This is a genomic window from Streptomyces sp. MMG1121 (assembly GCF_001280015.1).
Taxonomy (GTDB): Bacteria; Actinomycetota; Actinomycetes; order Streptomycetales; family Streptomycetaceae; genus Streptomyces.
The window spans coordinates 1-16,725 of sequence record NZ_LGDV01000177.1 but is presented as its reverse complement, the minus strand read 5'-3'; the positions used below and the strand labels follow the sequence as shown (position 1 = coordinate 16,725).

General features: G+C 73.6%; 2 protein-coding genes. Both read left to right on the top strand.

What is annotated here, in order from left to right:
• Positions 1-161: 161 nt before the first annotated feature.
• Positions 162-2,459, top strand: coding sequence for an ABC transporter ATP-binding protein/permease (locus ADK64_RS16270; RefSeq protein ID WP_053659506.1), 2,298 nt, complete (start codon positions 162-164; stop codon positions 2,457-2,459).
• A 105-nt stretch (positions 2,460-2,564) separates the two neighbouring features.
• Positions 2,565-16,725 (top strand): non-ribosomal peptide synthetase (locus tag ADK64_RS16265; RefSeq protein ID WP_159046269.1); only part of this gene is annotated, 14,161 nt, incomplete at its 3' end.

Sequence of the window (16,725 nt, the reverse complement as noted above, 5' to 3'; positions counted from 1 at the left end):
CCTCGGAAGACGGGTCCCGCGGCGGTCGGCCGCGGGCCTTCCGGCCGCGCCTCTGCCTTCTTTCGGACTTTCCGCTTCGTCGCAGTAATCCGCCGTGCGCCGCATTCCGTCGCGCTCGTAGACGGACTACCCGTGACCTCCGCGAACAGGTGATCGTACGCATGTCTTCGCTACTGGGTGCCGCAGCCGGATTCCGCTCCGCGGAATGGGACGTGCGTCCGCGCTCGGTCACTCCGGGCCGCCAGCGCTGGGACGTCAAGCTGGTGCTCGGACGGCCACGCACGGCCGAGGTCCTCGCCGCCGCGCTGCGCCGGATTCCCGGGATCACCGAGGCCCGGGCCAACCCGGTCACCGGCGGGGTGCTCCTCCGGCACGATGCGCGAGTGCACGCCACGGACGTCGGCCGGATCGTCCGCAGAGCCGTCACCGTGATCGCGGAGGAACCGACCGCAGCGGAACACCCGGCACCGGCCCGACCCGTTGCCGCACCGGCCTCGCGGGCGGACCGCGGCCTGGTCGTGCGACCGGTGCTGGCCGTCGGCGGCGGGGTCGCGGCAGGGATCGCGCTGATCAAGGGGTCGGCGCTGAGCAGGCAGCTCGTGGCAGTGGGCGGGGTGGCCGCGGCGACCGCGGCCGTCCTCCGGAAGGCCTGGCGCACAACGGTCGACGCGTCCCAGGACACGGCCGGGCCCGGCGTCGAACGCCACCCCCTGCTGGAGATCGTCGGACCACGCCGACGCCGGCTCTACGGGGCCGTTGCCCTGTCCGTCGCCTGCCAGGTCTCGGAGATGGCGCTCGGTACCTTCCTCGGCTGGACCGGACTGGTCCTCATCAAGGGCGAGGCAGCTCCGCTGGTCGACCTCGGCCTGACCACCGCGTCCGCTCAACTCGTCGGTCTGGCGGGGCTGATGGCCGTCGCCTGTGCCGCCGTGGCGGGCCTCTCGTACGCCTCGAACCTCCAGTGGCGCCGGCTCGGCCTCGACATCGAGCACGACTGGCGCAACCGGACGTACGCCCATGTGCAGCACCTCGAATTACGGCACCTGGAAGGCGAGCGGACCACCCGGATCGCCGGCGCGCTCACCGACGACGTCCGTCAGCTGGGCACCTTCTTCGCCACCTCGGCCAACGACGTGCTGCAACTCGGCACCAGTCTGGCCCTCCTGGTGCCGCTCTTCCTGCTGCTGGCACCACAGATCGCCTGGATCGCGTTCCTGCCCATCCCGGTCATCGCCTGGCTGTCGTTCCACTACCAGGACAAAGTCGCGGCCGACTACGCCGTTTCCGGCGAGCACCAGGCCAAGCTGCACAGCCAGCTGGTGAACACACTGGAGGCCGGTGCCACCGTCAAGAGCTTCTGCACCGAGGACTACGAGGCCGAGCGCATCGACCGGCTGAGCGAGGAGGCCCAGGACAGCAGCCGGCGGACGTATCGGAGCACGATCCGCCACGCCGAGACGGTCCGGGTCTGCACGACGAGTTCGATGGCCGGAACCCTGCTGATCGGCGGCCGGGCGGTGCTCGACGGCAGCCTGCCGTTCGAGGTGTTCAGCCCGCTGATCGGGCTGCCCCAGATGGTACTGCTGCGGATGAACCGGCTCGGCGGCATCGTCGACCAGTACCAGCGCACGATCACCGCCTACGACCGCGTCCGGCGGCTGCGCGCCCTGCCCGCCGAGACCAATGGCACCGGAGGACCGCTCGACGTCGAAGCGGTGCACGGGGAGATCGTCCTCGACGGCGTGACCTTCGCCTACCCCGATCGGCCACCGGCGCTGGAGAACCTCTCGCTGACCATCCCCGCCAGGCAGGTCACCGCCCTCGTCGGCGCCACCGGCTCCGGCAAGACCACCATCGCCAAGCTGCTGATGCGATTCCAGGACGCGGACACGGGCAGCCTGCTGCTCGACGGGCGGGACATGCGCGAGCTGTCGCGGCACGACCTGCGCCGCGCGATCGGGTTCGTCGCCCAGGACCCCTTCCTCTTCGACGGCACCGTCGCCGACAACATCCGTTACGGCAGCTTCGGAGCCTCGGGCGACGCAGTGGTCGAGGCAGCCATGAAGGCCGAGGCGCACACCTTCGTCGTGACGCTGCCGGACGGCTACGACACGGTGATCGGCGAACGCGGTGCGGCGCTCTCCGGCGGCCAGCGACAGCGGATCGCGCTGGCGCGCGCGATCCTCAAGGACGCGCCGGTCGTGATCCTCGACGAAGCCACTTCCGCCGTGGACAACGAGACCGAAGCCGCCATCCAGCGCACGCTCCGCGTCTTCGCGGCCGACCGGACGACGCTGATCATCGCCCACCGGCTCTCCACGGTCCGCCACGCCGACCGGATCTACGTCATGGACAAGGGCGGCGTCGTTGCCGAGCAGGGCACCCACGACGAACTCCTCGCGCAGCACGGACTCTACGCGTCCCTATGGCAACTCCAGGCCGGCGAACCCGCCGCCTGATTGCAGCCGCTGCCCCCTCGCTGCCCGTCCACGTGACGACACCACTGTCGGCGCGGTCCGGCGCGCCCCGCCACCACGCCTGCCCACACCTTCGGAGATACCCCCATGCCCCGTCGCGACGGTGACGCCCTTCCCCTGACCGCCGCCCAGCGCGAGATCTGGCTCGCCGAGCAGCGCTCCCGGACGCCGATTCCGGGCTACCGCGTCGGCGAGTGCCTGGAGATCCACGGGCCGGTGGACCGGGAGCCGTTCGAGACCGCGCTGCGCCTGGTGGTCGACGAGGTCGACGCCCTGCACGTGACCTTCGTCGACGACGGCGAGGGCCCGCGCCAGGTCCTGAGGGAGAGCTGGGACTGGGCTCCGGCCCACCTCGACCTCAGCGGGGAGCCCGACCCCCGGGCGGCGGCAGTGGAATGGATGGAGCGGGACCTGCTGCGCCCGCTGGACCTCGCCCGTGACCCGCTGTTCGGCCATGCGCTGGTCAAGGCGTCGCCGACGGAGTACCTCTGGTACCTGAACTACCACCACGTGGTGCTGGACGCGATCAGCAGCTCCATGCTCCGGCAGCGGGTCGGCGAGGTGTACTCGGCACTGGCCGAGGGCGGCGCCGTGCCGCCCTGCCCGTTCGGCTCGCTGCGGGACCTGGTCGACAGCGACGCCGCCTACCGCGCCTCCACCGACTTCGCCGCCGACCGCGCCTACTGGACCGAGCGCTTCGCCGACCTGCCCGCCCCGACCCGGCTCACCGACACCTCCGCGACCGACCCGCACCGTGCTCTCCGACTGGCCGAGGAGCGGGAACTGCGCCGCCCGGACGCCCTGCGGGCGGCGGCGGGACGCTGCGGCGTCCGGTGGTCCCGGCTGCTGGTCGCGGCGACGGCGCTCTACGCCCACCGGCTGACCGGCGACCAGGACGTGGTGCTCGCCCTGCCCGTCACCGCCCGTCGCGGCGCCGACCGCGACCTGACGGCGGTGCCGGGCACGATGTCCAACGTGGTGCCGCTGCGGCTGACGGTGCGGCCGGACACGCCGTGGCGCGAACTCGTCGCCCAGGCGGCACGGGAGGTCGAGACGGCCGTCGCGCACGAGCGCTACCGCAGCGAGGACCTGCTGCGGGACCTCGGCGCCCCCGGCTCCATCGGGACGGCGTTCCCGCTGATCGTCAACATCATGGCCTTCAACTCCAGGCCGAGCTTCGCCGGGCACCCGGCCTCCGTGCACCACTTCGTGTCCGGGTCGACCACCGACCTCGCCGTCTGGATCTTCGATTACCGGGACGGCAACCCGCCGCTGCTCCGGCTGCACGGCTCACCGGAGGCGTACGGCCCCGACGACCTCGCCGACCACCAGCAGCGGCTGCTCGCGCTATTGGACACCCTCGCGGACTGCGACCAGGACGAGCCGGTGGGCCGGATCGAACTGCTCACCGCCAAGGAGCGCCGCGAACTGGCGGTACTCGGTGCAGGGCCCGTGGCGCCGGCCCCGGCCGCGAGCCTGCCGGAGCTGTTCCGGGAGCACGTCCGGGCGACCCCGGACCTGGTCGCGCTGGTGTGCGGCGACGTCTCGCTGACGTACGCGGAACTGGACGCGCGGGCCAACCGGCTGGCGCACGCCCTGATCGCCCGGGGAGCGGGCCCGGAGGGGCGGGTGGCGGTGGCCCTGCCGCGCTCGGCGGAGCTTGTGGTGGCGATCCTCGCGGTGCTGAAGACCGGGGCGGCCTACGTGCCGGTCGACCCCGAGTACCCGGCCGCCCGGATCGCGTACCTGCTCGACGACGCCAGGCCGGCCCTGCTGGTCACGGACTCCCGCAGCGAGGGGCGGTTGCCCGGGGCCGGGCCCGTCGACCGGCTGGTGCTCGACGACCCGGAGACGGCCGCCCTGGTGACCGGCTGCCCGGCGGCCGACCCGATGGTGGCCGTCGACCCGGACCTGCCGGCGTACGTCATCTACACCTCCGGCTCCACCGGACGGCCCAAGGGCGTGCTGCCGACCCACGGCGGCCTGCTCGATCTGCTCACCGACCTCCGGCAGGTGCGCTTCGCGCCGGTGCTGAAGGAACGGCGGCGGCTGCGGGTGGCGCTGACCACCTCGGTGTCCTTCGACGCCTCCTGGAACCAGCTGTTCGCCCTGTTCGAGGGCCACGAGCTGCACGTCCTGGAGCACGCGACCTGGACCGACCCCGACGCCTTCGTCGCCTACGCGGCGCGCTGCGGACTGGACTACATCGAAGCCACCCCGTCCTACCTCCAAGTGCTGGTCGCCCACGGGCTGCTGAGTGACCCGCGGGGGCGCCCGGCACTGGTCGGGGCGGGCGGCGAGGCCGTCCCGGAGGGGCTGTGGCAGCAGCTGCGGGCGGCGGAGGGAGTGTCCTGCCTCAACCTCTACGGACCATCCGAATGCACCGTCAACTCGGTGGTCGCACCGCTGGAGTCGAGCCCACGCCCGGTGATCGGCCGGCCCGTCACCAACGCCCGGCTGTACGTGCTCGACGGCGCCCTGCGGCCAGTGCCGGCCGGTGCGGCGGGTGAGCTGTACATCGCGGGCGTGGGGCTGGCCCGCGGCTACCTCGACCGGCCGGCGCTGACCGCCGGGCGGTTCGTCGCGGACCCCTTCGGGCCGAGCGGTGGGCCCCTCCTGCCCGGTGGCGGGCAAGGAGGGAGGATGTACCGCACCGGGGACCTGGTGCGCTGGGACGCGGCCGGAAACCTGGAGTTCCTCGGCCGCACCGACGACCAGGTCAAGATCCGCGGCTTCCGGGTCGAGCTCGGCGAGATCGAGGCCGTTCTCGCCGAGCACCCGCGGGTCGGTCGGGCCGCCGTGGTGCTGCGCACCGAGGAGGAACCCCGGCTGGTCGCCTACGCGGTGCCCGAGCCCGGCGCCACCGTGACCGGCACCGACCTGCGCGACCACCTGCGGGACCGGCTGCCCCGGCAGATGGTGCCGGCCGCGTACGTGGTCTTGGACGCGCTGCCGCTGACGCCGAACGGCAAGCTCGACCGGCGGGCCCTCCCGGCGCCCGAGCGACAGATCGCCGCGCCGGGCCGCGCACCGCGCACCGCGACCGAGCACCTGCTCGCCGGGCTGTTCGCCGAGGTGCTCGGGACGGCCGAGCCCGGACTGGACGACAGCTTCTTCGACCTCGGCGGGCACTCCCTGCTGGCCACTCGGCTGGTCGCCCGGGCCCGCTCGGTCCTCGGCGTGGAGCTGCGGCTCGGCGACCTGTTCGACGCGCCGACGGTGGCGGAACTGGCGACCGCCGTGGATGTCGCGGGCCGGGCGCGCCCGGCACTGGGGCCGTGCGAGCGGCCCGAGGCGATCCCGTTGTCCTTCGCGCAGCGCCGGTTGTGGTTCCTGCACCGCATGGAAGGCCCGAGCGCCACCTACAACATCCCGCTGACCCTACGGCTGTCCGGGGACCTGGACCGGCGGGCCCTGGAAGCCGCCCTGGCGGACGTGGTCGAGCGGCACGAGAGCCTGCGCACCGTCTTCCCGACCGTCGACGGCGTGCCGTGCCAGCGGGTGCTGGACCCGGAGCAGGCCCGGCCGCGGCTGCGGGTGACCGAGCTCGGCGCACGCGAGCTGCCGGAGCGGCTGGCGCAGGCGGCCCGGTACGGTTTCGACCTCGCCGAGGAGCCGCCGCTGCACGCCGAACTCTTCCGGCTGGCGGCCGAGGAGCACGAGCTGCTGCTGGTGGTGCACCACATCGCCGGCGACGGCTGGTCGATGGGGCCGCTCTCGCGGGACCTCACGGCCGCCTACGCGGCCCGCGCCGAGGGCGCGAAGCCGGAGTGGTCGCCGTTGCCGGTGCAGTACGCCGACTACGCCATCTGGCAGCGGGAGCTGCTCGGCGACGGCTCGGACCAGGGCAGCCTGCTGAACAGCCAACTCGCTTACTGGCGCGACCAGTTGACCGGCCTTCCGGAGCAGGTGGAGCTGCCCTTCGACCGGCCCAGGCCGGCCGCGATGTCCTACCGGGGCGCCCACCTGCCGGTGCGGATCGACGCCGAGCTGCACCAGGGCCTCAGGACGCTCGCCCGCGATGGCGGGGCCAGCCTCTTCATGGTGCTCCAGGCCGGGCTGGCCGCCCTGTTGGGCAAGCTGGGCGCGGGCGCCGACGTCCCGATCGGCACGCCGATCGCCGGACGCACCGACGTGGCCGCGGACGAGTTGGTCGGCTTCTTCGTCAACACCCTGGTGCTGCGCACCGACCTCTCCGGTGACCCGTCGTTCACCGAACTGCTGGGCAGGGTGAGGGCCGACGCGCTGGCCGCGTACGCGCACCAGGACGTGCCTTTCGAGCACCTGGTCGAGGCGCTGAACCCGGCCCGGTCGCTGGCGCACCACCCGCTGTTCCAGACCATGCTCGCGTTGCAGAACGCGCCCCTCGGCACGTTCGACCTGCCCCGGCTGCGGGTGGCGACCGACCTGGTCCACACCGGGACGGCCAAGTGCGACCTGACCTTCATCCTGGCCGAACAGCCCGGTGAGGACGGCCTGTCGGGCGCGGTGGAGTACAGCACCGACCTGTTCGACGAGGCCACCGTGACGGGGATCGTCGAGCGGTGGCTGCGGCTGCTGCGCGCCGTGGTCGCCGACCCCGGCCGGAGGATCGGCCAGGTGGACGTGCTGTCCGCCGACGAGCTCCGCGCGCTCCTCCCGGCGCGTACCGACCGGAGCGAGGGGCTGCCGGAGAGCAGCCTGACCGCGCTGTTCGAGCGACAGGTACGGGCGAACCCGGCCGCCGTCGCCCTCACGGACGGCGAAGTCACCCTGACGTACAGCGAGTTGAACGCCCGCGCGAACCGGCTCGCGCACGCCCTGATCGACCGGGGGGTGGGCCCGGAGCAGCGTGTGGCGCTGGCCCTGCCGCGCTCGGCGGAGCAGGTCGTGGCGGTGCTCGCCGTGCTGAAGGCGGGCGGCGCCTACCTCCCGGTGGATCCGCAGTACCCGGCCGCCCGGATCGCCTACCTGCTCGGGGACGCCCGGCCCGCGCTCCTCGTGACGACGAGCCGGATCGGCGACCTGCCGGGCGTGGACCCGGTGGACCGGCTGCTGCTGGACGCCGCCGACCTGGACGGGCTGCCGGACACGGACCCGGAGGTCCCCCTCGACCCGGGCCACGCCGCCTACGTCATCTACACCTCCGGCTCCACCGGCGACCCCAAGGGCGTGGTGGTACCGCACCGGAACGTGGTGCGGCTGTTCGGCACCACCGAGAAGCTGTTCGGCTTCTGTGCCGAGGACGTCTGGACGCTCTTCCACTCCTACGCCTTCGACTTCTCGGTGTGGGAGCTGTGGGGTCCGCTGCTGCACGGCGGCCGTCTGGTGGTCGTGGACCACGAGACCAGCCGCTCGCCCGGCCGCTTCCTGGAGCTCCTCGCCCGGGAACGGGTGACCGTGCTCAACCAGACGCCGTCCGCGTTCTACCAGCTGATGCAGGCGGACGCCCAGGCCCCGGAGACCGGCCGCTCGCTCGCGCTGCGCACGGTGGTGTTCGGTGGTGAGGCGCTGGAGCACGCCCGGCTGGCGAGTTGGTACGAGCGGCACCCGGACGACGCGCCCCGGCTGGTCAACATGTACGGCATCACCGAGACCACGGTGCACGTCACGTACGCGGCGCTCGACCGGGCCGCAACCGCCGCCGGCCAGGTCGGCGCGGCCATTCCGGACCTGCGGACGTACGTGCTGGACGCCCACCTGCGGCCGGTGGCCCCGGGCGTGCCCGGCGAGCTGTACGTCGCGGGCGTCGGCCTGGCGCGCGGCTACCTCAACCGGCCCGGCCTGACCGCCGGGCGCTTCGTGGCCGACCCGTTCGGACCGCCGGGATCGCGGATGTACCGCAGCGGCGACGTGGTGCGCCGCGCGACGGACGGAAGCCTGTGCTACGTCGGCCGGGCCGACCAGCAGGTGAAGGTGCGCGGCTTCCGGATCGAACCCGGCGAGATCGAGACGGCGCTGGCCACGCACCCCGGCGTCGCCCAGGTCGCCGTCCTGGCCCGGCAGGACCGGGCCGACGACACCCGGCTGGTCGCGTACCTGGTGCCGACCGCGGGTACCGCACCGGGTTCGGCCGACCTGCGCCCGGCCGACCTGCGTGGGCACCTGCGCGAGCGCTTGCCGGAGTACATGGTGCCGTCGGCATTCGTCGTGCTGGACGCGCTGCCGCTGACAGCCCACGGCAAGCTGGACCACCGGGCCCTGCCCGCCCCCGACCTCGCTCCGACGACCACCGCCCGCGCGCCGCGCACCCCGCAGGAGCAGATCCTCTGCGAGCTGTTCGCCGAGGTCCTGGGCGTGGCGTCGGCCGGAGTCGAGGACGGCTTCTTCGACCTGGGCGGGCACTCGCTGCTGGCCACCCGCCTGGCCGCCCGGATCCGCGCGACCCTCGGCGTGGAAATGCCGCTGCGCACCCTGTTCGAGGCGCCGACCCCGGCCGGCCTGGCCGCCGCCCTGGTGGCGGCCAGACCGGCGCAGGCGCCCCTGGCACGGCGCGAGCGCCCCGAGGCGATCCCGCTGTCGTTCGCGCAGCGGCGGCTGTGGTTCCTGCACCAGCTGGAGGGCGCCAGCGCGAACTACCACATCTCCCTGGCCTGGCGGCTGTCCGGGGATCTGGGCCTGCGGGCCCTGGAGGCCGCCGTGGCGGACGTGGTGGCCCGGCACGAGAGCCTGCGCACCGTCTTCCCGGCGGTCGACGGCGTTCCGTACCAGCGGGTGCTGGACGTCGGGGCGGCCCGCCCGCGGCTGTTCGTGAGCCGGACGACCGAGGCCGAGCTGCCGGCCGTCATGGCGCAAGCGCAGGCCCGTCGGTTCGACCTGGCGGTCGAGGTGCCCCTGCGTGCCGGGCTGTTCGAGCTGGCGGCGGACGAGCACGTGTTCCAGGTGGTGCTCCACCACATCGCCGGCGACGGCTGGTCGCTGGGCCCGCTCGCGCAGGGCCTGACCACCGCCTACGCGGCGCGCTGCCGCGGCGAGGAGCCGCAGTGGGAGGAGCTGCCGGTCCAGTACGCCGACTACACCCTGTGGCAGCACGAGCTGCTCGGCGACGCGGCCGACGGGGACAGTCTGTTCGCCCGCCAGGCGGCCTACTGGACCCGACAGCTGGCCGATCTGCCCGAGCAGCTCCAACTGCCCGGCGACCGGCCCCGCCCGGCGGTCGCCTCGCACCGGGGCGGTTGCGTGCGGGCCGGGCTGGACGCCGAGCTGCACCGCGGGCTGCGCGAGCTCGCCCGCGCCCACGGCACCAGTCTGTTCATGGTGCTCCAGGCCGGCCTTGCGGTGTTGCTGAGCAAGCTCGGCGCGGGCGACGACATCCCGGTCGGCAGCCCGGTCGCGGGCCGGACCGACCAGGCACAGGACGAGCTGGTCGGCCACTTCGTCAACACCCTGGTGTTCCGTACCGACACCTCGGGCGATCCGACGTTCGCCGAACTGCTCGGCCGGGTCCGGGAGACCGCGCTGGCCGGGTACGCGCACCAGGACCTTCCGTTCGAGTACCTGGTCGAGGCCCTCAACCCGGTCCGGTCGCTGGCGCACCACCCGCTGTTCCAGGTCATGCTGGTGCTGCAGAACGCACCCCGGGCCGACTTCGCGCCGCCCGGGCTGCGCGTCGGCGACATGCCGTCGACGTCGACCACCGCCAAGCTCGACCTGATCTTCACCCTGTCCGAGCGGCACGCGCAGGACGGCTCCCCGGAGGGGATCGACGGATCCGTCGAGTACACCAGCGACCTGTACGATCCGGCCACCGTCGAGACGATGATCGAGCGGTGGGAGCGGCTGCTCCGCGCCGTGGTCGCCGACCCGCGGCGGCGGCTCAGCCGGTTCGGCCTGCTCACCGCCGAGGAGCACGGTGAGCTGACGGCGCTGGGTACCGGCCCGGCGGCCCAGGTCTTCACCGAGAGTCTGCCGGAGCTGTTCCGGGCTCAGGCGCGGGCGACTCCGGACGCCGTCGCGGTGGTGGGGCCGGAAGCGTCGCTGACGTACGCGGAGCTGGACGGGCGGGCGAACAGGTTGGCGCATGCGCTGATCGCGCGGGGCGCGGGGCCGGAGCGGCTGGTGGCCGTGGCCCTGCCGAGGTCGGCCGAGCTGGTGGTGGCCATCCTCGCGGTACTGAAGACCGGCGCCGCGTACCTCCCGGTTGATCCGGAGTACCCGGCCGCACGGATCGCATACATGCTCGACGACGCCCGGCCGGTCCTGGTGGTCACCGACGCCCGCACCCGGGGCCGGCTGCCGGAGACCGGTCCCGCCGGGTGGCTGGTGGCCGACGCCCCGGAGACGGCCGCGCTGGTGGCGGGGTGCCCGTCCGCGGACCCTGCGGTGGCCGTCGAGCCGGGTCATCCGGCCTACGTCATCTACACCTCCGGTTCCACCGGCAAGCCCAAGGGCGTGGTGGCGACGCACGGCGGCCTGTCCAACCTGTTCGCCAACCAGTGTCCGCTGATCTTCCGGACGGGGGAGCGGATGCGGGTGGGGCTGACCACGTCCGTGTCGTTCGACGCTTCCTGCGACCAGCTGTTCGCCCTGTTCGCCGGCCACGAGCTGCACGTCCTGGACGAGGCGACCTGGACCGACCCGGACGCCTACCTGGAGTACGCGGTGCGGGCCGGTCTTGACACCGTCGGCGGCACCCCGTCCTACCTGCAAGTCCTCGTCGAGCACGGCCTGTTGGACGATCCGCGGTGGCGTCCGTCGATGGTCGGGCTGGGCGGGGAGACCGTTCCCGCGCAGCTGTGGGAGCGGTTGCGGGCGGCCGACAAGGTGTTCTCCCTGAACTACTACGGGCCGGCCGAGTGCACGGTGGACTCGGTCTTCGCGCCGCTGGAGTCGAGCTCGCACCAGGTGATCGGCAGGCCGCTCGGCGGTGTCCGGCTGCATGTGCTCGACGCCGCGTTGCAGCCGGTGCCCGCGGGTGTGCCGGGTGAGCTGTACATCGCCGGTGCGGGGCTGGCGCGCGGCTATCTGAACCGGCCGGGGCTGACCGCGGGACGGTTCGTGGCGGACCCGTTCGGGCCGGCCGGCACGAGGATGTACCGCACCGGTGACCTGGTGCGGTGGGGTGCGGACGGGAACCTGGAGTTCCTCGGACGCACCGACGACCAGGTCAAGATCCGGGGATTCAGGATCGAGCTCGGCGAGATCGAGGCGGCACTGGCGGAACACCCGCAGGCCGCGCAGACCGCCGTGATCGTCCGGCAGGACCGGGCGGGGGACGCCCGTCTGGTCGCCTATCTGGTGCCCGCCACCGGGGCGGAGCTTCGGCCGGAGGACCTGCGGGCGCACCTGCGCGAGCGGCTGCCGGACTACATGGTGCCGGCCGCGTTCGTCTCCCTCGACGCCCTGCCGCTGAACGCCAGCGGCAAGCTGGACCGGCGCGCCCTGCCCGAGCCCGCGGCCACCGTGACGCGGTCCGGACGGGCACCGCACACTCCCGACGAACACGTGCTGTCCGGGTTGTTCGCCGAGGTGCTGGGTCTGCCTCAGGTCGGTGTCGACGACGACTTCTTCGACCTGGGCGGGCACTCCCTGCTGGCCACCCGGTTGGTGGCCCGGGTCCGTGCGACCCTGGGCGTGGAACTGGCGCTGCGCACCCTGTTCCAGACGCCGACCGTGGCCGGGCTGGCCGCCGGTCTGGGCGGCGCGGACCGGGCCCGGCTCGCCCTGGAGCGGGCGGAGCGGCCCGAGCTGGTGCCGCTGTCGTCCGCCCAGCGCCGGCTGTGGTTCCTGCGCCAGCTGGAGGGCGCCGGCTCGGTCTACAACATGCCGCTCGCGTGGCGGCTCCTTGGACCACTGGACCTGGCGGCCCTGGAGGCTGCGCTGGGCGACGTCGCCGACCGGCACGAAACCCTGCGCACGGTCTTCCCGGCCGCGGACGGCGTGCCCTACCAGCAGGTGCTGGCCGCCGGAGAGGCGCGCCCGAGGCTGTCGGTCACCCCGGCCGACGAGACGGACCTGCCGGAACTGCTGACGGGGGCCGCCGGGCGCGGATTCGACCTCGCGGCCGAACCGCCGCTGCGCGCCGAGGTGTTCGAGGTTTCGGCGGACGAGCACGTGCTGCTGCTGGTGATGCACCACATCGCCGGTGACGGCTGGTCGCTGGGCCCGCTGGCCGCCGATCTGGCCACCGCGTACGCGGCACGCCGCCAAGGCGAGGAGCCGCGGTGGACGCCACCGCCCGTGCAGTACGCCGACTACACCCTGTGGCAGCACGAGCTGCTCGGCGACCCGGCCGACCAGGACAGCCTGTTCGCCCGCCAGCAGGCCTACTGGACCGAGCGGTTGGCGAACCTGCCGGAGCAGATCCGGCTTCCCGCCGACCGCCCTCGCCCCGCGACCCCCTCCTACTCCGGCGGCCACCTCCCGATCGAACTGGACGCCGAACTGCACGCCGGGCTGGTCCGGCTGGGCCGGGAGCACGGCGCCAGCGTGTACATGGTGCTGCAGGCCGCGCTGGCGGCACTGCTGGACAAGCTCGGCGCCGGAACGGACATCCCGCTCGGCAGTCTGATCGCCGGCCGGACCGACCAGGCCCTGGACGACCTCGTCGGATTCTTCGTCAACACCCTGGTGCTCCGCACGGACACCAGTGGCGACCCGACCTTCGCCGAGCTGCTGGGCCGGGTCCGCGAGGGCGCACTGGCCGCGTACGCGCACCAGGACCTGCCGTTCGAGCACGTCGTCGAGGCCCTCAACCCTTCCCGGTCGCTCGCCCGACAGCCGCTGTTCCAGGTGCTGCTCGCGCTGCAGAACGTGCCCCGCACCGAATTCGAGCTGAGCGGTCTGGCCGCCGAGATCGTCCTGGTGCGGACGCCGACGGCGATGTTCGACCTCGGCTTCCACCTGCTGGAGTGCGGCGGCACCGGCGGGCCGGCCGAGGGCATCGTCGGGCGGGTCGAGTACAGCACCGACCTCTTCGCCCCCGCCACGGTGCAGGCACTGGCCGCCCGGTGGCTGCGGCTGCTGGCGTCGGTGGTCGCCGAGCCGGACCGGCCGCTGAGCCGGATCGACGTCCTCACCACCGAGGAACGGCACGAGCTCCTGGTCGCGCGCAACGACACCGCCTGCCCGGCTCCCGATGCCGTCCTGCCCGCTCTGTTCGAGGCACAGGTCCGGGCGACCCCCGAGGCCCCGGCGGTGGTGTTCGAGGACACCGTGCTGACCTACCGGGAGCTGAACCGCAGGGCCAACCGCCTGGCGCACGCGCTGATCGCGCGCGGGGCGGGGCCGGAGCAGCTCGTGGCCCTGAGGCTGCCGCGCTCCGCCGAGCTGGTGGTCGCCGTCCTCGCGGTGCTCAAGTCAGGAGCGGCCTACCTGCCGATCGACCCGGACTACCCGGCCGCCCGTATCGCGTACATGCTTCAGGACGCGCGACCGGCCGTGGTGCTCGACGACCTCGCGGACGTCACACCGGACGGGGAGCGGCCGGAGCACGATCCGGCCGTCGCCGTGGACGCACGGCACCCGGCCTACGTCATCTACACCTCGGGCTCCACCGGCCGGCCCAAGGCCGTGGTGATGCCCGCCGCCGGTCTGCTCAACCTGCTGGCGTGGCACCACAGGGCCGTCGGCGGCGAACCCGGCACGCGCACCGCGCAGTTCACCGCGATCAGCTTCGACGTCTCGGTGCAGGAGACACTCTCCGCGCTGCTGTACGGCAAGACCCTCGTGGTGCCGACCGAGGAGCAGCGCCGCAGCGCCGAGCTGTTCGCCCGCTGGCTGGACCGGCACGGGGTCGAGGAGCTGTTCGCGCCCAACCTGGTGGTCGAGGCGCTGGCCGAGGCCGCCGAGGAGGCCGGACTGGAGCTGCCGAGCCTGCGGCTGGTCGCCCAGGCCGGTGAGGCGATGCGCCTCGGCGGTGCCGTGCGCCGCTTCCAGGCCCGCCGTCCGGGCCGGGAACTGCACAACCACTACGGGCCCGCCGAGACCCATGTGATCACCGCCTACCCGCTGCCGGCCGACCCCGCCGACTGCCCGCTGCCGGTACCGATCGGCCGGCCGATCGCCAACTGCCAGGTGTACGTGCTGGACTCGGCACTGCGGCCGGTCGCCCCCGGCGTGACGGGCGAGCTGTATCTCGCCGGGGCGGGACTCGCCCGCGGCTACCTGAACCGGCCCGGACTCACCGCCACACGGTTCGTAGCCAACCCCTACGGCCCGGCCGGCGCGCTGATGTACCGCACCGGTGACCTGGCCCGCTGGCGTACCTGGGGGTCCCCCCGGCCTGAGGCTGGGGGAGAGCTGGAGTTCGCGGGCCGGGTGGACCACCAGGTGAAGATCCGCGGGTTCCGGGTCGAACCGGGCGAGATCGAGGCCGAGTTGGCCGCGCACCCGGGTGTCGCCCAGGTCGCGGTGCTCGCCCGGGAGGACCGGATCGTCGCGTACGTCGTCCCCCTGGCCGGGACCGGGGCGAGTGCGGCGGCACTGGCGGCGTACCTGCGCGACCGGGTACCGCCGGAGCCGGGCGCGACCGTCGGCGGTGGCCGGGCGCCGCGCACGCCGCAGGAGCAGATCCTGTGCGAGCTGTTCGCCGAGGTGCTGGGCGTGGAGCGGATCGGGGTCGACGACGGCTTCTTCGACCTGGGCGGGCACTCCCTGCTCGCCACCCGGCTGGTCTCGCGGGTCCGGGCGACCCTCGGCGTCGAGCTGGAACTGCGCAGCCTGTTCCGGGCGCCGACACCCGCCGGCCTCGCGGCCGGGCTGCATGACGCCGGCACCGCACGGCAGGCCCTGGTACCCCGGCCCCGCCGTGAGCCGATGCCGCTGTCGTTCGCCCAGCGCCGGCTCTGGTTCCTCCAGCAGTTCGGGGCGCCGAGCGCCACTTACCACATGCCGCTCGCCCTGCGGCTGTCCGGTGACCTCGACCGGGCCGCGCTGAGCGCCGCGCTCGCGGACGTGGTGGCCCGGCACGAGACCCTGCGCACGGTCTTCCCGCACACCGCCGGAGTCCCGTACCAGCGGGTGCTGGACACCACCGAGACCGCCGTCCCGCTGACCGTACGCGCGGTCGGCGCGGCGGAGCTGCCCGCCCTGCTGCGCGAGGCGGCGGTGCGCGGCTTCGACCTGACCGCGGAAGTACCGCTGCGGGCACAGCTGTTCGCCCTCGCGCCGGACGAGCACGTGCTGCTGCTGGTCATGCACCACATCGTCGGGGACGGCTGGTCCATGGGCCCGCTGGCCCGTGACCTCGCCGCGGCCTACACCATCCGGCGGGGTGGCGGGGCGCCGAACTGGCCGCCGCTGCCGGTGACATACCGCGACTACACCCTGTGGCAGCACGAGATCCTCGGCGACGAGCACGACACGGACAGTGTGTTCGCCCGCCAGGTCACCTACTGGACTCAGGCGCTGGCCGGGCTGCCCGAGCAGCTGCAGCTGCCTGCCGACCGGCCGCGCCCGGCCACCATGTCGTACGGCGGCGACCTGCTGGAGCTCCGGATCGACGCCGAACTGCACGCGGCACTGACGGAGTTGGCCCGAAGGTCGGGTGCGACCCTGTTCATGGTGCTCCAGGCCGCGCTCGCCGCGCTGTACACGCGGCTGGGCGCGGGCACGGACATCGCGATCGGGAGTCCGGTCGCGGGGCGTACCGACGAGGCGCTGGACGATCTGGTCGGGTTCTTCATCAACACGCTGGTGCTGCGCACCGACACGAGCGGCGACCCGAGTTTCACCGAGCTGCTGGGACGGGTGCGGGAGACGGCGCTGTCGGCGTACGCGCACCAGGACGTGCCGTTCGAGCACCTGGTGGAGACGCTGAACCCGTCCCGCTCGCTGTCCCACCACCCGCTGTTCCAGACCGGGCTGGTCGTGCAGAACGCGCCGGGTGGTGACTTCGAGCTGCCGGGTCTGCAGGTCTCCGGGGTGACCGTGCTCACCGGGACGGCACGGCTCGACCTGACCTTCGGGTTCGCGGAGGAACACGGGCCCGACGGCGCGCCGGCCGGGCTCAGCGGTGCGGTCGAGTACAGCACCGACCTGTTCGACCGCCCGACGGTCCAGGCCCTGGTCGCCCGGTGGACCAGGCTGCTGGCCGCGGTCGCCGCCGCGCCGGGCCAGCGGATCGGCGGAATCGACCTGCTGTCCGCCGAGGAGCGCCGCGAGCTGCTGCCCGCCGTCGACGGTGGAGCGGCCGGGGTGAGCCTGCCGGAGCTGTTCGCGGCGCAGGTTACGGCGACGCCGGACGCGGTCGCGCTGGTGTGTGGAGACGCCGAGTTCACGTATCGGCAGCTGAATGCCCGGGCGAACCGGTTCGCGCATGCGCTGATCG

Excerpts from the sequence above, each read along its gene's own strand:
- ADK64_RS16270 (WP_053659506.1), top strand. The coding sequence starts at position 162 with ATGTCTTCGCTACTGGGTGCCGCAGCCGGATTCCGCTCCGCGGAATGG.